At 71.4% G+C, this 16,948-nt stretch carries 16 protein-coding genes; 9 read left to right on the top strand and 7 right to left on the bottom strand.

Going from position 1 to position 16,948, the window contains the following annotated elements:
- Window positions 1-100 precede the first annotated feature (100 nt).
- Window positions 101-814 carry a 3-oxoacyl-ACP reductase FabG gene (fabG, locus tag ACNQOV_RS03640; RefSeq protein WP_416393408.1) on the top strand — a complete coding sequence of 238 codons (714 nt, stop codon included), beginning with the start codon at window positions 101-103 and terminating at the stop codon, window positions 812-814.
- A gap of 164 nt (window positions 815-978) precedes the next feature.
- On the opposite strand, the gene ACNQOV_RS03645 is transcribed toward fabG, so the two are convergent.
- Window positions 979-1,737: a FadR/GntR family transcriptional regulator gene (locus ACNQOV_RS03645; RefSeq protein WP_416393409.1), complete on the bottom strand. Its 759-nt coding sequence runs from the start codon at window positions 1,735-1,737 to the stop codon at window positions 979-981.
- Between the two features lie 57 nt (window positions 1,738-1,794).
- Here ACNQOV_RS03645 and ACNQOV_RS03650 point away from each other — a divergent pair, with 57 nt between their 5' ends.
- The 3 genes from ACNQOV_RS03650 (at window position 1,795) to ACNQOV_RS03660 (ending at window position 5,191) form a co-directional block, all read left to right on the top strand.
- Window positions 1,795-2,706 (top strand): proline iminopeptidase-family hydrolase, encoded by a 912-nt coding sequence (locus ACNQOV_RS03650; protein ID WP_416393410.1) that lies wholly within the window; start codon window positions 1,795-1,797, stop codon window positions 2,704-2,706.
- A 137-nt stretch (window positions 2,707-2,843) separates the two neighbouring features.
- The gene (locus ACNQOV_RS03655; RefSeq protein ID WP_416393411.1) at window positions 2,844-4,256 is read left to right on the top strand and encodes an APC family permease; all 1,413 of its coding nucleotides are present in this window, start codon (window positions 2,844-2,846) and stop codon (window positions 4,254-4,256) included.
- Window positions 4,253-5,191 (top strand): acetamidase/formamidase family protein, encoded by a 939-nt coding sequence (locus ACNQOV_RS03660; protein ID WP_416393412.1) that lies wholly within the window; start codon window positions 4,253-4,255, stop codon window positions 5,189-5,191. Before ACNQOV_RS03655 ends, ACNQOV_RS03660 begins: the two co-directional genes overlap by 4 nt.
- 183 nt (window positions 5,192-5,374) lie before the next feature.
- On the opposite strand, the gene serB is transcribed toward ACNQOV_RS03660, so the two are convergent.
- A complete protein-coding gene (gene serB / locus ACNQOV_RS03665; protein WP_416393413.1) occupies window positions 5,375-6,013 on the bottom strand; it encodes a phosphoserine phosphatase SerB in 639 nt (212 codons plus the stop codon).
- Between the two features lie 101 nt (window positions 6,014-6,114).
- Window positions 6,115-7,356 (bottom strand): glucose-1-phosphate adenylyltransferase, encoded by a 1,242-nt coding sequence (locus ACNQOV_RS03670; RefSeq protein ID WP_022905884.1) that lies wholly within the window; start codon window positions 7,354-7,356, stop codon window positions 6,115-6,117.
- Between the two features lie 47 nt (window positions 7,357-7,403).
- Here ACNQOV_RS03670 and glgA point away from each other — a divergent pair, with 47 nt between their 5' ends.
- From glgA to ACNQOV_RS03685, 3 genes are all read left to right on the top strand, one after another.
- Complete coding sequence (glgA, locus tag ACNQOV_RS03675) at window positions 7,404-8,603, top strand: glycogen synthase (protein ID WP_416393414.1); 1,200 nt, start codon at window positions 7,404-7,406, stop codon at window positions 8,601-8,603.
- 9 nt (window positions 8,604-8,612) lie between these two features.
- Window positions 8,613-9,395 (top strand): ABC transporter ATP-binding protein, encoded by a 783-nt coding sequence (locus ACNQOV_RS03680; RefSeq protein ID WP_022905886.1) that lies wholly within the window; start codon window positions 8,613-8,615, stop codon window positions 9,393-9,395.
- Between the two features lie 141 nt (window positions 9,396-9,536).
- Complete coding sequence (locus ACNQOV_RS03685) at window positions 9,537-9,785, top strand: type B 50S ribosomal protein L31 (RefSeq protein ID WP_022905887.1); 249 nt, start codon at window positions 9,537-9,539, stop codon at window positions 9,783-9,785.
- 589 nt (window positions 9,786-10,374) lie between these two features.
- Here ACNQOV_RS03685 and ACNQOV_RS03690 read toward each other — a convergent pair.
- Together ACNQOV_RS03690 and treS are read right to left on the bottom strand one after the other, a co-directional pair.
- On the bottom strand, window positions 10,375-11,121 hold the full coding sequence (locus ACNQOV_RS03690; protein WP_402263036.1) for a 3'-5' exonuclease: 747 nt from the start codon (window positions 11,119-11,121) through the stop codon (window positions 10,375-10,377).
- A 210-nt stretch (window positions 11,122-11,331) separates the two neighbouring features.
- Entirely contained in the window at window positions 11,332-13,047 is a 1,716-nt protein-coding gene (gene treS / locus ACNQOV_RS03695; protein WP_031261495.1) for a maltose alpha-D-glucosyltransferase, read from the bottom strand.
- A gap of 258 nt (window positions 13,048-13,305) precedes the next feature.
- On the opposite strand from treS, the gene ACNQOV_RS03700 reads away from it, so the two are divergent.
- On the top strand, window positions 13,306-14,277 hold the full coding sequence (locus ACNQOV_RS03700) for an alpha/beta fold hydrolase (RefSeq protein WP_416393415.1): 972 nt from the start codon (window positions 13,306-13,308) through the stop codon (window positions 14,275-14,277).
- Window positions 14,278-14,282: 5 nt separating this feature from the next.
- On the top strand, window positions 14,283-15,362 hold the full coding sequence (locus ACNQOV_RS03705) for a glycosyltransferase family 4 protein (RefSeq protein WP_416393438.1): 1,080 nt from the start codon (window positions 14,283-14,285) through the stop codon (window positions 15,360-15,362).
- A 130-nt stretch (window positions 15,363-15,492) separates the two neighbouring features.
- Here the strand turns inward: ACNQOV_RS03705 and ACNQOV_RS03710 are convergent, their stop codons facing one another.
- Both ACNQOV_RS03710 and ACNQOV_RS03715 read right to left on the bottom strand, forming a co-directional pair.
- Window positions 15,493-16,242 (bottom strand): hypothetical protein, encoded by a 750-nt coding sequence (locus tag ACNQOV_RS03710; protein WP_022905891.1) that lies wholly within the window; start codon window positions 16,240-16,242, stop codon window positions 15,493-15,495.
- 61 nt (window positions 16,243-16,303) lie between these two features.
- The gene (locus ACNQOV_RS03715; RefSeq protein ID WP_416393416.1) at window positions 16,304-16,942 is read right to left on the bottom strand and encodes a histidine phosphatase family protein; all 639 of its coding nucleotides are present in this window, start codon (window positions 16,940-16,942) and stop codon (window positions 16,304-16,306) included.
- Window positions 16,943-16,948: the final 6 nt, after the last annotated feature.

A 16,948-nucleotide genomic window follows, 5' to 3' on the forward strand; every position in this document is an offset into this window, starting at 1 on the left:
CGCGGACACGGTGCGCGTATCGGCTCCGGTACGCTCTTCCGGGCGTGTCCGACCCGGTCCGGGTCCGGCGCGCCGTGCACCCACACCGAACGGAGCGACCATGAGCACCCCCCGTACCGTCCTCGTCACCGGCGGCAACCGCGGCATCGGCCACGCCCTCGCCGAGCGCTTCGTCGCAGCCGGCCACCGTGTCGCCGTCACCTCCCGGAGCGGGCAGGGCGGACCGGAGGGGGCACTCACGGTCCAGGCGGACATCACGGACACCGCCAGCGTCGACTCCGCCTTCTCGCAGGTCGAGGCCGAGCTCGGTCCGATCGAGGTCCTCGTCGCCAACGCCGGCATCACGAACGACCAGCTGCTGCTCCGCATGTCGGAGGAGGACTTCACGAGCGTGATCGACACGAACCTCACGGGCACGTTCCGGGTGGTCAAGCGCGCCACGAAGGGCATGATGAAGGCCAAGTTCGGCCGCATCGTGCTCATGTCCAGCGTGGTCGGCGCCTACGGCCAGGTCGGGCAGGTCAACTACGCGTCCTCGAAGGCCGCCCTCGTCGGGATGGCCCGGTCGATCACGCGTGAGCTCGGCTCCCGTGGCATCACCGCGAACGTCGTCGCCCCCGGGTTCATCCAGACCGACATGACCGCGGCGCTGCCGGACGAGCTCGTCGCGGAGTTCAAGAAGCAGATCCCGGCGTCGCGGTACGGCACGGTGGACGACGTCGCGGACGCCACGCTGTTCCTCGCGGGCGACGGTGCCGGCTACATCTCGGGCGCGGTCATCCCCGTCGACGGCGGCCTCGGGATGGGCCACTAGGCACCAGTCGGCCGATCCACCAGTCGGCCGATCCACCGGTCGGCCGATCCACCGGTCGGCCGACCCACCGGTCGGCCGACCCCCGGGCCAGCCGACCCCCGGGCCAGCCGACCCCCGGTCGGCCGACCCCAGTCGGGCGACCGCCGAGCACCCAGCTCCGCCGGTCAGGCGCGCGGCACCTGGCCGGCACGCAGCATCGCCCGCTCCAGGAGCTCGAGGTCGATCCCCACGTGCCGCCGTGCGAGCTGCCCGGCGGTGACGGGGTCCCCGCCGCAGACCGCGTCGACGATCGCCTCGTGCTCGTGGAGCGCCCGGTCCTCCATCGCGGCCATCCCGTCGGCGACACCCCAGAGGTGCGCGGGCGCCGCGATCGACACCTGGCCCTCGAGGTCGGCGAGCACCGCCGCGAGCACGTCGTTGCCCGCCGCGTCGATGATCGTCCGGTGCAGCACCGCATCGGCCTGCTGCTTGGCGAGCCCGGACGACGCGGCCCGGAAGTCCTCGAGGCGCTCCCGGACCCGTGCCGCGTGTTCGGTGTCGATCCGTTCAGCGGCCGCGGTCGCGAGGGCGCTGTGCAGCAGGGCGATCGCGTCCGTGGTGGCTCGGATGGCGTCCCACCGTGCCAGGAGGGTGCGTCCGACCGCGTCGGAGGAGGAGTCCGGCCACTGGGTCCTGACGAAGGTCCCGCCACCGCGCCCGCGCCGGGTCTCCAGCAGTCCGCGGTCGACGAGTCGAGCCAGCGCGGCGCGCACCGTGACGCGCCCGACCCCGAGCAGGATCGCGAGTTCTCGCTCGGGTGGGAGCCGTGACGCCGGGAGGTACTCGCCGACCGCGACGGCCGTGACCAGCCGGTCCTCGACCTCGTCGACCCGGCTCTCGGTCGTCCGTTCCGCCACCGGGTTCCCCTCGTTCGTTTCGTCCACGTTAAAGGACCAGAAAAGGTCTTGCACGGGACCTTTGCGCGGTCCATGCTGTGCGACATGTCCCGCATCACCGAAGGCTCGATGCCGTTCCAGGACGGGCACACCTGGTACCGCGTCACCGAACCCGATCACCCCACCCCGGGGGCGCTGCCCCTCGTCGTCCTGCACGGCGGTCCGGGCATGGCACACGACTACCTCCGGAACCTCGCCGCCCTCGCGGACGAGACCGGGCGCACGATCGTGCACCACGACCAGTTCGGCTGCGGTCGGAGCACCCACCGCCCGGACGCACCGGTCTCCACCTGGGTGCCGCAGCTCTTCGTCGACGAGTACTTCGCCCTGGTCGAGCACCTCGGACTCGGTGCCCACCACCTGCTCGGGCAGTCGTGGGGCGGGATGCTCGGCGCCGAGATCGCGGTCCGGCGCCCGGCGCACCTGCGGAGCCTCGCGATCTGCAACTCGCCGGCGTCGATGCAGCTCTGGGTGGAGGGCGCCGCCGAACTCCGCGCCCAGCTCCCCGCAGACGTGCAGGACGCGCTGACGCGCCACGAGGCCGACGGCTCCGTGGACGACCCGGAGTACCTCGCCGCCACGCAGGTCTTCTACCAGCGCCACGTCTGCCGCACCGTGCCGATGCCGCAGGACTTCGTCGACTCCGAGGCCCAGATGGAGGCCGAGCCGACCGTCTACCACACCATGAACGGTCCGAACGAGTTCCACGTGATCGGCACCATGCGCGACTGGACGATCATCGATCGGCTCGACGCCGTGACCGTCCCCACGCTCGTGGTCGCCGGCGAGCACGACGAGGCGACCCCGGCCACCTGGCAGCCCTTCGTCGAGCGCATCGCCGACGTCGAGCAGCACGTCTTCCCGGGGGCGAGCCACTGCTCGCACCTGGAGCAGCCCGAGGAGTTCCGTCGCGTGGTCGCGGCGTTCCTCGCCGGGCACGACGACCCCGTCGACTGAGCGCGTGGCCGGCCCCACCGGGCCGGCCACAGGGACCAGCCGGCGGTCCGCCGGACGGGAGGTGCGGCTCACCCCCGCACCGCGCCTCCCGTCCGTCCTTCCCCCCTCCACGCACCGTCTCCCCGAACGGAACCACCATGTCGCAGCAGCACAGCGAGCTCTCCGCACAGCAGCAGCTCGAGGCCTACGGCTACAAGCAGGAGCTGAAGCGCTCCGTGTCCACCACCGACCTGCTCGTCTACGGGCTGGTCTTCATGGTGCCGATCGCTCCGTGGGCGATCTTCGGCACCGTCTACAACTCGTCCCGCGGCATGGTGCCGCTCGTCTACATCGTCGGCCTCGTCGCGATGATCTTCACGGCACTCGCCTACGCCCAGATGGCGAGGTCGATCCCGCTCGCCGGGAGCGTCTTCTCGTACGTCGGCCGCGGCATCCACCCCACCGCCGGCTTCTTCGCCGGGTGGGCGATCCTGCTCGACTACCTGCTCGTCCCGACGCTCCTCTACGTGTTCGCGGCGGAGAGCATGGTCGGCATCTTCCCCGGGACGCCCCGGTGGCTCTGGGCACTGCTGTTCGTCGCGATCAACACCGTCATCAACCTGCTCGGTGTCTCGTCGTTGAAGATCGCGAACCGCCTGTTCCTCCTCGTCGAGCTCGTGTTCGTCGTGATCTTCGTCGTCATCGCGGTCGTGGCCCTCACCGGCGGAACCGTGCCGGGCGCCGCGTTCTCGACCGACCAGGTGTGGGACCCGGCGAAGGTCTCTGCTCCGCTCATCGCCGGCGCGCTGTCCATCGCGGTGCTCAGCTTCCTCGGGTTCGACGGCATCTCGACGCTCTCGGAGGAGTCCACCGGGCGCCGAGGCGGAGCGGGCACGGCAATGATCCTCGCGCTGGTCATCGTCGCGTTCCTGTTCGTCCTGCAGACCTGGCTCGCATCGGCCCTCGCCGCCGGACGGGACTCCTTCTCGGACTCCGAGGTGGGCAACGCGTTCTTCACCGTCGTCGAACAGGCATCGTCGAGCGGGTGGGCCACGGCCTTCTTCGCGGTGAACGTGCTCGCGGTCGGGATCGCCAACGCGATGGCCGCGCAGGCGGCGACGAGCCGACTGCTGTTCTCGATGAGCCGCGATCGGCAGCTGCCGGCGTTCCTGCACCGGCTGAACCGCCGCCAGGTCCCGTCCGCCGCGATCATCGTCGTGTCGGTGCTCTCCGCGATCCTCGTGCTGTTCTTCGTCGGCCAGATCGACACGATCTCGTCGCTCGTGAACTTCGGGGCGCTCTTCGGGTTCATGCTGCTGCACGTCTCGGTGTTCGTGCACTACGTCGTCAAGGGGCGGTCCCGGAACTGGCTGCTCCACCTCGTGGTCCCGCTGGTGGGGTTCCTCATCATCGGCTACGTGCTGCTGAACGCCGCGGTCGAGGCGAAGGTCGGTGGGATCGTGTGGCTCGTCGTCGGTGCCGTCGTCTTCCTCTACTACCGACGGACCGGACGGTCCACCGCGGTCGGTTCCGAGGAGCCGCAGGCGCCGCAGGAGGCCGAGGCGCGATGACACCCGACCACTTCCTGCCCAACACCCTCGGTCGGCCGGGCTTCTCGGCGGACCGCGAGCCGGTGCTCACCGTCCGACCCGGCACCGGCGAGACGATCGGGTTCGAGACGACCGACGCCGTCTACGCCGAGCTCGACCAGCACCACGATCTCGGGCGACTGCGGGCACCGATCAACCCGGTGACCGGCCCGGTGTTCGTCGAGGGCGCCGAGCCCGGCGACACCCTGGCGGTGACGATCCACGACATCGAGCTCACGACGCACGGGTGGTCGGTCTCCCTGCCGGGCTCCGGTGCACTGCAACACGTCATGCCCGAGGGGGTGTTCGCACGCCGGTGTCCCATCGAGGGCGGCGTGGTGCACGTCACCGATCGGCACGCGTTCCCGGTGCGGCCGATGATCGGCTGCATCGGCGTGGCGCCGGCGTCGGGGGAGCACTCGACGATCATGCCCGCCTACCCCGAGGGCGGGAACATGGACGTCACCGAGGCGCGCCCCGGCTCGACCGTGTACCTGCCCGTCCGGGTGCCCGGTGCGCTGCTGTCGATCGGTGACGTGCACGCGCTGATGGCCGAGGGGGAGTCGTCCTTCGTCGCGATCGAGGCCCAGGGGACGGCGATCGTGTCGGTCGACCTCGTGCGCGGCGGCCCCGAGCTCCGGGCGCCGCGCATCGAGACGGCCGACGAGTGGCTCTTCGTCGGCCTGGGCGACCCCGTGCAGGAGAGTGTCCGACGCGGCTACGAGGACGCGTTCGCGTTCCTGGTCGGCACGCACGGTTTCACCGCGGAGGACGCCTACGCGGTGCTCAGTGCGGTGGGCGACTCGAAGCTCGGCGGTCCGACGGGCTCCGGCGACCCGCATCCGCTGCACCCGTTCGCCGCAGTCGGGGCGGTCACGCTCCACCGGGTGCCGAAGGCGGTGCTGCCGGGCGGCTGATCTGAGCCGAGCCGCCGGTGCGGCCTCGGGATGGGCAGCTGACCCGGTCGGGTCGCGCCGACGCCATGCGCTGCGCGACACCTCACGCCACCGGTCGGCCGTGAGGTGTCGCTGAGCCCGTGACGTCCGCGCGGCAGCGGAGCGAGTCAGCCGCGCGCGTCGGCCGCGCGCCGGCGCCGCGTGTCAGCCGCGCAGGCCGAGCGTCGCCAGCACGCTCGACAGGTCGCGGTCGACGACGGCCACGTCGGCCTGCTCGCGCACGAGCGGCTTCGCGTCGAAGGCCACCGACAGCCCGGCGACCCGCATCATCTCGAGGTCGTTCGCACCGTCGCCCACCGCGACGGTGCGGACGATCGGCACGGCGTCGGCGCCGGCCCACTCCCGGAGCGTCACGGCCTTCGCGTGCGCGTCCACGACGTCACCGAGCACGCGCCCGGTGAGGACGCCGTCCACCACCTCGAGCCGGTTGGCCCGGCAGTGGTCGAGCCCGAGTCGCTCGGCGAACGGGTCGAGCACCTCGTGGAAGCCACCCGAGACGACGCCGACGGTGCCGCCTGCGGCGTGCACGCCACGGACGAGTTCGTCGGCGCCCCGCGTTACGCGGACCGCCTGCTGCGCACCCCGGAAGACGTCGTCCTGGAGGCCCGCCAGGGTGGCGACACGCTCGCGGAGGCTCTCGGTGAAGTCGATCTCGCCGCGCATGGCACGCTCCGTGATCGCCTGGACCTGTGGTCGGGTCCCGGCGGTGTCCGCCAGGAGTTCGATGACCTCGTCCTCGAGGAGCGTGGAATCGGCATCGAGGACGACGAGGAAGCGGGGCACGGACCAACGGTACCGACTCAGGAGGCGCGGCCCGCCTCCATGACGTCAGCCGCGCCTCCTGGACCGCTGGTCGCTGGTCGCTGGTCGCTCCGAGCGCGACGCTACGCGTCGACGCGGACGCCCTTGCCCACGACCGTGATGCCGGACTCGGTAACGGTGAAGCCGCGTGCCTCGTCGACCTCACGGTCGACGCCGACCTGGGCGCCTGGTGCGATCACCACGTCCTTGTCGAGGATCGCCCGGTTCACGACGGCGCCCGCGCCGATCGACGCGCGTTCGAAGACGATCGAGTCGAGGACCTTCGCACCGGAGTCGATGCCGCACCACGGACCGATCATGCTGCGCTCGACCTGCGCGCCGGAGACCAGGCAGCCGAGCGAGACGAGCGAGTCGACGGTGGACCCGGTGTTGCCGTTCGCGTCGCGGACGAACTTCGCCGGGGGCAGGTTCGTCTGCTGGTTGAAGATCGGCCAGTCCTGGTTGTACAGGTTGAACACCGGGACGGGCGCGATGAGGTCCATGTGCGCGTCGTAGAACGAGTCGATCGTCCCCACGTCGCGCCAGTAGTACCGGTCGCGCTCGTTCGACCCAGGGACGTCGTTGCGCTTGAGGTCGTAGACGCCGGCGTCGCCGCGGGCCACGAAGTCCGGCACGATGTCGCCGCCCATGTCGTGGTTCGAGGTCTCGATCTGCCCGTCGCGGAGGACCGCGTCGACGAGGGCGTCGGCGTCGAAGACGTAGTTGCCCATCGACGCGAGGATCTCGCCGGGGGAGTCCGCGAGGCCGACGGCGTCCTTCGGCTTCTCGAGGAAGGCCTCGATCTTGGTCGGGTCGTCGTCGGCGACCTGGATGACGCCGAACTGGTCGGCGAGGCCGATCGGCTGGCGGATCGCGGCGACGGTGGCGCTGCGGCCGGAGGCGATGTGCGCCTCGACCATCTGGTGGAAGTCCATCCGGTAGACGTGGTCGGCGCCGACCACGACGACGATGTCGGGGCGCTCGTCACGGAGGAGGTTGAGGGACTGCAGGATCGCGTCGGCCGACCCGGCGAACCACCGCTTGCCGAGTCGCTGCTGCGCCGGGACCGAGGCGACGTAGGAGCCGAGCAGCCCCTCCATGCGCCAGGTCTCGGCGACGTGACGGTCGAGGCTGTGGGACTTGTACTGCGTCAGGACGACGATCTTCTGCAGGCCGGAGTTCACCAGGTTCGACAGCGCGAAGTCGATGAGCCGGAAGTTGCCGCCGAACGGGACTGCTGGTTTCGCACGGTCCGCCGTGAGCGGCATGAGGCGTTTGCCCTCTCCGCCGGCGAGGACGATGCCGAAGACCTTCTTTGGTGCCATAGCGCTCACAGTATGCGTCCGGACCGGTGAACGGTTACGTTGAACCCGTGCGAGTCGATCTGTTGACCAGGGAATACCCACCAGAGGTGTACGGCGGGGCGGGCGTCCACGTCGCCGAGCTCACCGTAGCGCTGCGGTCGGGCACCGACACCGAGGTGCGTGTCCGAGCTTTCGGGGCCCACCGTGACGAGGCGGGCGTGTCGTCCTACGGCACCCCCGACACGCTCGGGCAGGCGAACGGCGCACTCCAGGCGCTCGGGACCGACGTCGCCATCGCGGCGGACGTCGAGGGCGCCGACCTCGTGCACTCGCACACCTGGTACGCGAACGCGGCCGGCCGGATCGCGCAGCTGACCTACGGCATCCCGCACGTCGTCACGGCGCACAGCCTCGAGCCGCTGCGCCCCTGGAAGGCCGAACAGCTCGGCGGCGGCTACCGGCTCTCGAGCTGGATGGAGCGCGAGGCGTTCGAGCAGGCCGACGGCGTGATCGCCGTGTCCAAGGCCATGCGTGCCGACATCCTCCGGTCGTACCCGTCGATCGACCCGTCGAAGGTGCACGTCGTCTACAACGGCATCGACATCGACGAGTGGAAGCCGACCGTCGACGAGGACGCCGTGCGTGCACTCGGGATCGACCCGACGCGCCGCTCGGTCGTGTTCGTCGGACGGATCACCCGGCAGAAGGGCCTGCCCTACCTGCTCCGCGCGGTCTCGACGCTGCCGGAGGACGTGCAGATCGTCCTCTGTGCCGGCGCGCCGGACACGCCGGAGATCATGGCCGAGGTGACCGGGCTCGTCGAGTCGCTGCGGTCCACGCGCCAGGGTGTCGTCTGGATCGACCGGATGCTCGCCCACCAGGAGATCGTCAACGTGCTGTCGTCCGGCACCGTCTTCGTGTGCCCCTCGATCTACGAGCCGCTCGGGATCGTCAACCTCGAGGCGATGGCGTGCGGGATCCCCGTCGTCGGCACCGGCACCGGTGGCATCCCCGAGGTCGTCGCCGACGGGCTGACCGGACGCATCGTGCCGATCGACCAGGCGCAAGATGGCACCGGCACCCCGACGGACCCGGACCGGTACGTGGCGGACCTCGCCGCGACCCTCGACGAGGTGCTCGCCGACGAGGGGCTCGCGAAGCTCATGGGCCGCGCCGGACGGCTCCGCGTCGAGACCGAGTTCACCTGGGACGCGATCGCCCGTCGGACACGCCAGGTCTACGACGAGGTGCTCGGGCAGAACCCCTAGGCTGGTCGCATGCCCTCGGTCGTGCGCTTGTCAGACGTCTCCGTGGTCCGCAACGGGGCCACCATCCTCGACGGGATCTCGTGGGAGGTGCAGGACGACGAACGCTGGGTCGTGCTCGGTGCCAACGGCGCCGGCAAGACCACGCTGCTGCAGGTCGCCGGTGCCCAGACGTTCCCGACCTCGGGTGACGTCGAGGTGCTCGGCACCGAGCTGGGCGGTGCCGACCTGTTCGAGCTCCGACCCCGCATCGGCTTCGCGTCGACCGCGCTCGCCCGTCGCATCCCGGTGACCGAGAAGGTCATCGACGTCGTGCTCACCGCGGCGTACTCGGTCACGGGTCGCTGGAACGAGGAGTACGAGGAGCTCGACGTCCGCCGTGCCCAGCGCGTGCTCGACGAGTGGGGCCTCGGTGCGTTCACCGACCGCACCTTCGGCGAGCTCAGCGACGGCGAGCAGAAGCGGGTCCAGATCGCCCGTGCCGTGATGACCGACCCGGAGATCCTGTTCCTCGACGAGCCGGCGGCGTCGCTCGACCTCGGCGCACGCGAGAGCCTCGTCCGGACCCTCGGCGGCTACGCCCAGAGCGAGGACTCGCCGGCGATCGTCATCGTCACCCACCACGTCGAGGAGATCCCGGCCGGGTTCACCCACGCGCTGGTGCTCGCCGACGGCCACGTGCAGGCTGCCGGACCCATCGACGACGTCCTGACCGCCGAGACCCTGACCGAGGCGTTCGGCATCGAGCTCACGGTCTCGAAGGACGCCGGGCGGTACACAGCACGCGCCGCCTGATCATCCGCGTGTCCGTCCTGCGCCTGCTGCACTCCGGGCCGCCGATCTGGTAACGTAGACGGCTGGCGCAAGCCGCAGACTTCCGGCGTCGTGCTCGTACGAGTGCCGCGCACATCCCACCACCGCAACCGAGGAATCTCCATGAAGACCGACATCCACCCCGAGTACCGCGCCATCGTCTTCCGTGACCTGGCTTCCGGTGAGACGTTCCTGACGCGTTCGACCGCGAACAGCGACAAGACCATCGAGCTCGACGGTGCGACCTACCCGGTCATCGACGTCGAGATCTCGTCCGCGTCGCACCCGTTCTACACGGGCAAGCAGCGCATCCTCGACTCGGCCGGCCGCGTCGAGAAGTTCAACCAGCGCTTCAAGGGCTTCGGCAAGTAAGCAGTCGTCCACGACGCTCGAACGGGCGGTCCTCCTGCGGGAGGGCCGCCCGTTCCGTCGTTGTCGGGTGCGCGGGTGGCAGGTCGGGTGGAGCGGCCGGTGGTTCGGGCGTCCGGTGCAGGCGGTGCCGCCGGGGTGTGGCATGTTGGGCGGGCGGGCGGGCGGTGCGCGTTGCGGCCGGCCGGTGCGGGGCGTGGCCGCGGCGACGGTTCGAACCACGGAACCGACGTCGAACCAGGCGAACGGCGTGGTTCGACGTCGGAAGCGTGGTTCGACGTCGCGTCACGCTCGGCCGGGCGGCGCGGGCGGCGTGGTGCGGCCGGCCCGGGCGGACCGAGTGGTGCGGCCGACAGAGCGCAGGGGTGGTCGGCGGTCGCGGATTGCCGGCGCACACCGCAAGTGCGTTCGCGCCGCGGCATTGCGCGGCTCGGGCGGACTGTGGTTGTGCGGCCGTGCGGGAGCGGCGCGGGCGTCGGTGCGCGGCGCGGGCGGGCCAGCCGGCGCGCGCGTCGAACCACGGATCCGACGTGGAACCAGGCGAGCGGCGTGGTTCGACGTCGGATTCGTGGTTCGGAGCCCGGCGGGCGCCTCAGCCGGCGTTGCGGTGGGGCCAGCGGCCGTCGGCGGTGAACGACGGGTCGCGCTGCTTCCGCATGTACTCCTGGAACGAGGAGGCCTGGTCGGCGCACCAGCCGACCTGCTTGCGGTGGAGTTCCTCGGCTGAGACGCCGAGCTCCTCGGGGTACTTCGCCGCGATGGCCTGCGCGACACGCCCGGCAGCGATGGCATCGGCGCCGGCGTCGTGGGCATCGGACAGGGTGACGCCGTAGAGCTCGGACGCGGCCTCGAGCGTGCGCTTGCCCTTGCGGTAGGTGTCCAGCGCCTTGTCGATCACGAGCGGGTCGACGACGTTCCCGATGACGGGGGAGGCGATGCCGTGCCGCTTGGCCTCGCGGTCGAGGACGGTGAGGTCGTACGGGGCGTTGTAGATGACCAGGGGGATGCCGCGGGCGAACACGGCCTCGACCGCGGCGATGATCTCGGCGACGACCTCGGCAGCGGGACGGCCGTCGGCGCGGGCGCGCTCGGTCGTGATGCCGTGCACGGCGGCGGCGCCCTCGGGGATCTCCACACCGGGGTCGGCGAGCCAGGCACCCTCGACGATGGAGCGTCCGGTCATGTCGATCAGGCCGACGTGGGCGGTGACGATTCGGGCGGTCTCGACGTCGACGCCGGTGGTCTCGAGGTCGAACACGCCGAGCGCGTGCCACCACGGGCGACCCGAGAGGTCCTGGGTCGGAGCGGGGGAGTCGAGCTGCGCTGTGGGGAACGTCACGCGGTCAGGCTAACCGGACGTACCGACACGCCGAGACGCGACCCGCCCACCGGTGCCGACCCGCGCCTCCCGAACCGCCCGACCGGACCGCCGCCCGACCGGACCGCCGCCCGACCGAGCCGCGCGACCAGGGGGCGGCGCGACCGAGCCGCGCAGCCGCGCGGGGGCGCGGTAGCCCTACCGGGGCCGACCCGCGCCTCCTGGACACCCCTACCCGACCGGCGCACCCACGTGCAGCCAGTAGAACGACTGCGTCCCCATGGTCAGCGTCACCTCGCCCGACTCGTCGAACGACGGGAACGACCCGCCGCCGAACAGGTCGTACAGCGGCCGCCCCGCGTACTCGGGCGCCGAGATCGTGACCGACGTCGGGTTGGTGGCGAAGGAGAAGACGCACAGGACGTCCTCGGCGGAGGGCCCGAACTGGTGGCCGGAGCCGGAGCCCTCCCACGACCGGACGAACGCGAGCACCGAGTCGTTCGAGGTGTCCTGCACGGCCAGGGTGCCGAGGCCGAACACGGGGTGCGCCTTCCGGACGTGGATGACGTTCCGGACCCAGTGCAGGAGCGAGCGGGACTGGGCGAGCTGCGCCTCGACGTTGACCTGTGCGTAGTTGTAGACGAGCGACTGGACGACCGGCAGGTAGAGCTTGCCGGGGTCGGCGGTGGAGAACCCGGCGTTGCGGTCCGGCGTCCACTGCATCGGTGTGCGCGAGGAGTCGCGGTCCGGGAGCCAGATGTTGTCGCCCATCCCGATCTCGTCGCCGTAGTACAGGAACGGCGACCCCGGGAGCGAGAACAGCAGCGCGTGGATGAGTTCGAGCTCGGCGCGGGAGTTGTCGAGCAGGGGAGCGAGGCGGCGACGGATGCCGATGTTCGAGCGCATGCGCGGGTCGTAGCCGTACCAGCCGTACATGGCCTGCCGGTACTCCTCGCTGACCATCTCGAGCGTGAGTTCGTCGTGGTTGCGGAGGAACACGCCCCAGGCGGCGGAGGACGGCACGTCGAGCGTCTCGGACAGGATCGCCTTGAGCTCGGCCGCGTGCTGCGCACGGAGCGAGTAGAAGATGCGCGGCATCACCGGGAAGTCGAACGCCATGTGGCACTCGGGCTCCTCGTCGGTGCCGAAGAACGCGGCGGTCTCGCGCGGCCACTGGTTCGCCTCGGCGAGCAGGACGCGCCCGGGGTACTCGTCGTCCACCATCGCGCGGAGCTTCTTGATGAACTCGTGCGTCTCCGGTTCGCCTTCGCCGTTGCCGTCCTCGGACTCGAACAGGTAGGGGATGGCGTCGAGCCGCAGCCCGTCGACGCCCAGATCGAGCCAGTGCCGGACGACGTCGTACACGGCCTCGACCACGGCGGGGTTCTCGAAGTTGAGGTCCGGCTGGTGCGAGAAGAACCGGTGGAAGAAGAACTGGCGGCGCACCGGGTCGAACGTCCAGTTCGACTCCTCGGTGTCCACGAAGATGATCCGGATGTTCTCGTACTCGGTGTCCGTGTCCCGCCACACGTAGAAGTCGCCGTAGGGGCCGTCCGGGTCCTCGCGTGACTGCTGGAACCACTCGTGCTGGTCGCTCGTGTGGTTGATCACCATGTCGATGACGATGCGCATGTTGCGTTCGTGCGACTTGGTGACGAGTTCGCGGAAGTCGTCGAGGGTACCGAACTCCGGCAGGATCGCCTTGTAGTCGGCGATGTCGTAGCCGCCGTCACGCATCGGCGACTGGAAGAACGGCGGGAGCCACAGTGCGTCGACGCCGAGCCACTGCAGGTAGTCGAGCTTGCCGATCACCCCCTGGATGTCGCCGATGCCGTCACCGTTCGAGTCGACGAAGGAACGGATCATGCACTCGTAGAACACCGAGCGCTTGTACCACTGCGGGTCCAGTGTCAGGCCTGGGAGCTGGATCGGGGCGGTGAACGTCACCGTGGACACGCTAGGCCGCGGCGCATGGAGTTGTCCGGAGATCGCAGCGACCCGGCAGGGCCGGGTGCGTCTGGAGGGGCCTGGAGGCGCGGCTCGTCCCGCGCGGACGGGTCGCGTTCGCGGGTGGTCCGGTCCTCCACGGACGGGTCGCGTTCGCGGGTGGTCCGGTCCTCCACAGCGGGGTCGCCTCTGCGAGTTGTCCACGATTCCGGGTGGGGCAGCCCGGGCGCACCGGCTCGCGTTCGTAGACTGGCCCGGATGCAACCGCCCGTGCTCTCCCCGTACCAGTCGCTGATGGCCGCCACCCCGGTCGTCCACCGCTCCGTGCAGGTCGACGGCCGCACCACGCACTACTGGGAGTACGGGCCGTCCGACGCCGACGAGACCGTCCTCGCGGTGCACGGCTTCCGCGGGGACCACCACGGCCTCGAGACGATCGCCGCGCACCTCGTCGGGGTGCGCGTGATCGTGCCGGACCTGCCGGGCTTCGGCATCTCGGACCCCCTGCCGGTCTCCGAGATCGACTCCTACGTCGCGTGGTTGCAGGGCTTCCACGCGGCACTCGGCCTCGGCCCCGACACCGTCGTGCTCGGGCACTCGTTCGGGTCGATCGTGGTCGCCGCGACGGTGGCCGCGGGGCTCGCGACGCGGCTGCTCGTGCTCGTGAACCCGATCGCCGCCCCGGCACTGCAGGGCCCCCGGGCGGTGGGCACGGCGATCGCGATCGGGTACTACCGCGCCGGTGCGGTGCTCCCGAAGCCGCTGGGCCTCGGGCTGCTCCGGAACCCGGCCATCGTCCGCGTGATGAGCCTGGCGATGGTGAAGTCGCACGACCGCGACCTCCGGCGGTGGGTCCACGACCAGCACGACCGGTACTTCTCGGCCTTCGCGAACCGGACGAGCGTGCTCGAGGCGTTCCGCACCTCGGTCACCCACGACGTGTCCGAGTACGCCGACCGCATCGGCGTGCCGGTGCTCATGATCGCGGCCGAACGCGACGACATCACCGCCGTGCCCGAGCAGCGCGCCCTGGCCGCCCGACTGCCCGCCGCCGAACTCGTCGTCGTGCCGGACGTCGGGCACCTCGTGCACTACGAGACCCCGGGGGCCGCGGCGTCCGCGGTACTGCGGCGGATGGCGGACGCCCCGAAGCGGGGCCGCAAGGGCGGGCCGTCGGGCACGAAGCGTGCGCCGCGGTCGTCGGCCGCGGCGGACGGCGCGGCGTCGTGACCCGGCTGCGCATCGGGATCGACTGCCGGTACGTCCGCATCGGGCGCCACGACGGCATCAGCCGGTTCACCGCCGGTGTCGTCGCGCACCTGCCGGAACGGCACGACTACACCCTGCTCGTGCACGACGAGCGACAGCTCGAGTCCCTGCCGTCGGACCTGCCGTGGGAGCTCCTGCCGGCACCGACCGAGCCGGGCGAGCCGTTCGTCGCCCGGAGGGTCAACCGCCTGGGGTTCGACGCCGTGTTCTCGCCCATGCAGACCATGGGCTCGCGCGGCCGGCGGTACGCCCTCGTGCTGACGCTGCACGACCTCATCTACTACCGGAACCGCACGCCCCCGCGCGAGTTCTCGTGGCCGCTCCGGCTCGGTTGGCGTGCCTTCCACCTCAGCTGGGTGCCGCAACGCGTGCTCCTGAACGGTGCCGACGGGGTCGTGACGGTCTCCGAGACGACCGCCGGCCTGATCGCCGAGCACCACCTGACCAAGCGGCCCGTCACGGTCGCGTACAACGCCGCCGACCCGGCGACCCCGCGCCTCGGCGGCACGCGCGAGAAGTCCCTCGTCTACATGGGCTCGTTCATGCCGTACAAGAACGTCGAGACGCTGGCGGCCGCGCTGCCGTTGCTCGGCGCGGACTGGGTGCTGCACTGCATGTCGCGCGTGTCCGTCGCCGATCGCGCTCGTCTGGAGCGGCTCGCGCCCGCCGGTTCGATCGTGTTCCACGACGGCGCCTCGGACGACGAGTACCTGTCCGTGCTGCGGTCGGCGACCGCGCTGGCGACGGCGTCGTACGACGAGGGCTTCGGCATCCCGCTCGTCGAGGCGATGGGCGTCGGCACACCGGTGGTGGTCAGCGACATCCCGATCTTCCGTGAGATCGGCGGGGACGTCGCCGAGTACTTCGACCCGACGTCGCCGTCGGCGGTCGCCGCCGCGGTCCGCCGGCTCGAGGCGCGGTGGGACGACGCGTCACGGGCGTCGATCGCGCAGGCGGGTCGGTTCCGGTGGGAGTCGTCGGCCGAGCAGGTCGTCCGTGCGGTGGAGCAGGCGGTCGCCCGGCGCGAGGACCGCGGGACCGACTGACGCTGGCGGTGCGCACCCGCGGCCGGTCATCCGGGCGGTGCGCGCCCGTGACCGGTCACGTGGTCGGTGCGCGCCCGCGACCGGTCACGAGGACGGACGGACCGCCGTCACGAGGACGGACGGACCGCCGTCACGAGGACGGACGGACCGCCGTCACCGTCGCCCCGGGGAACACGGCGTGCGCCTCCGCGGTCGCCTTCGCCACCACGGCGCCGAGTGCGGCACCACGACCGATCGTCTCGACCGTGATCGTCTGATCCGCCGGGTCGTCCGACGGGCCGTCGTCGCCCCACGAGCACCGGACCGCGGACACACCCCCGATGGCGTCCAGCTGCCGGGCGAGCTCGAGTCGTTCCCGGGTGACCTTCGCGTCGGTCGAGATCCCGACCTCGAGTGCGCCGAGGTCGGCGACGGCGAACACCCGGACGCCGTTCCCGCTGGCGTCCTCGGTCGCGGTGCGGAGTCCCTCGACGACCGCGGTGCGGTCTTCGTCGGACAGGGTCGGGGTCACCGTGACGGTCGACTCGACGTCGTAGCTCGCGAACGAGGTCTTCTCCGGCTCGTGGTCGCGGACCCCCTCGACCCCGTCGAGTGCGCGTGCTGCGCCGCCGAACCGGTCGAGGGCGGCCCCGGGCTGCGGGAACACCCCGCCGACGCCGTTCTGTACGCTCCCGACGATCGTGACGAGCACGACCGCGATCACACCGACCGCGACGACCACGCCGAGGCCCACGAGCGCACCGCGTCCGACCCGCTGCCGCGGCGTGCGCACCGGGACCGATGCGGTGTCCGGACCGAACGCGCGGTCGAGGTCGTCCGTCTCGGGGCTCTGGGGCCGTCCGGGCCGAGCGCCCCCACCACCGGATCCGTCGACGGTCATGTCAGCCCCCCTCACACGCTCGGGTCTGCGAGTGCATCGGAGCCTAGTACGGTGCCCTCGGCTACGCCCGACGCTCGAGGGGGTTCTGGTCCGCGAACGCCGAGCGGCCCTCGGCGTCGGACACCTCGTCGATCGGGTCGTCGAACCGGACGAGCTCCGCACGGAAGCGCTCGGGGTCCCACCGGAAGGAGTGCACCGACCCGTTCCGGATCGGGGTGCCGTGCCGGTCGGCCGTCCCCGGGGCCGCGGCGTTGACGACGGTGCGGATGACGGCGCCGTGCGTGGCGACGACGACGCAGCCCGCGTCGTACCGCACCGCGATCTCGCCGAGCGTCTCGGTCACCCGGGCGAGCAGCGCGCTGCGGGACTCGCGGCCGGGGATGTCATCGTGCGGGTACCGCGCCCGGACCTCGTCGTCGGTCAGGCCCTCGGCCTCGCCGTAGGCGCGCTCGGCGAGTCCGGGGTACGTCGAGGGCTCGGGCAGGTCGAGGTGGGCCGCGATGACGGCACCCGTCTCGAACGCCCGGGACAGCGGGGACGCGACGACGGCGTCGAACCGGCGTCGCCCGAGCAGGGTCGCGGTGGCGCGGGCCTGCCCGCGTCCGGTGTCGTTGAGCGGGATGTCCGTCGAGCCCTGGATGCGCCGTTCGGCGTTCCAGTCGGTCTCGCCGTGCCGGACCAGGTACAGGAGCGTCGTCACCGCTCG

This window comes from Curtobacterium sp. LFS084, from assembly GCF_047977705.1.
Classification (GTDB): domain Bacteria; phylum Actinomycetota; class Actinomycetes; order Actinomycetales; family Microbacteriaceae; genus Curtobacterium.

What these genes read in the sequence shown, in the direction of transcription:
- fabG (WP_416393408.1), top strand. Translation starts at nt 101, where the DNA reads ATGAGCACCCCCCGTACCGTCCTCGTCACCGGCGGCAACCGCGGCATC.
- ACNQOV_RS03670 (WP_022905884.1), bottom strand. Translation starts at nt 7,356, where the DNA reads ATGGCACCAAAGAAGGTCTTCGGCATCGTCCTCGCCGGCGGAGAGGGC.
- ACNQOV_RS03650 (WP_416393410.1), top strand. Translation starts at nt 1,795, where the DNA reads ATGTCCCGCATCACCGAAGGCTCGATGCCGTTCCAGGACGGGCACACC.
- ACNQOV_RS03680 (WP_022905886.1), top strand. Translation starts at nt 8,613, where the DNA reads ATGCCCTCGGTCGTGCGCTTGTCAGACGTCTCCGTGGTCCGCAACGGG.
- ACNQOV_RS03655 (WP_416393411.1), top strand. Translation starts at nt 2,844, where the DNA reads ATGTCGCAGCAGCACAGCGAGCTCTCCGCACAGCAGCAGCTCGAGGCC.
- ACNQOV_RS03685 (WP_022905887.1), top strand. Translation starts at nt 9,537, where the DNA reads ATGAAGACCGACATCCACCCCGAGTACCGCGCCATCGTCTTCCGTGAC.
- ACNQOV_RS03660 (WP_416393412.1), top strand. Translation starts at nt 4,253, where the DNA reads ATGACACCCGACCACTTCCTGCCCAACACCCTCGGTCGGCCGGGCTTC.
- ACNQOV_RS03700 (WP_416393415.1), top strand. Translation starts at nt 13,306, where the DNA reads ATGCAACCGCCCGTGCTCTCCCCGTACCAGTCGCTGATGGCCGCCACC.
- ACNQOV_RS03710 (WP_022905891.1), bottom strand. Translation starts at nt 16,242, where the DNA reads ATGACCGTCGACGGATCCGGTGGTGGGGGCGCTCGGCCCGGACGGCCC.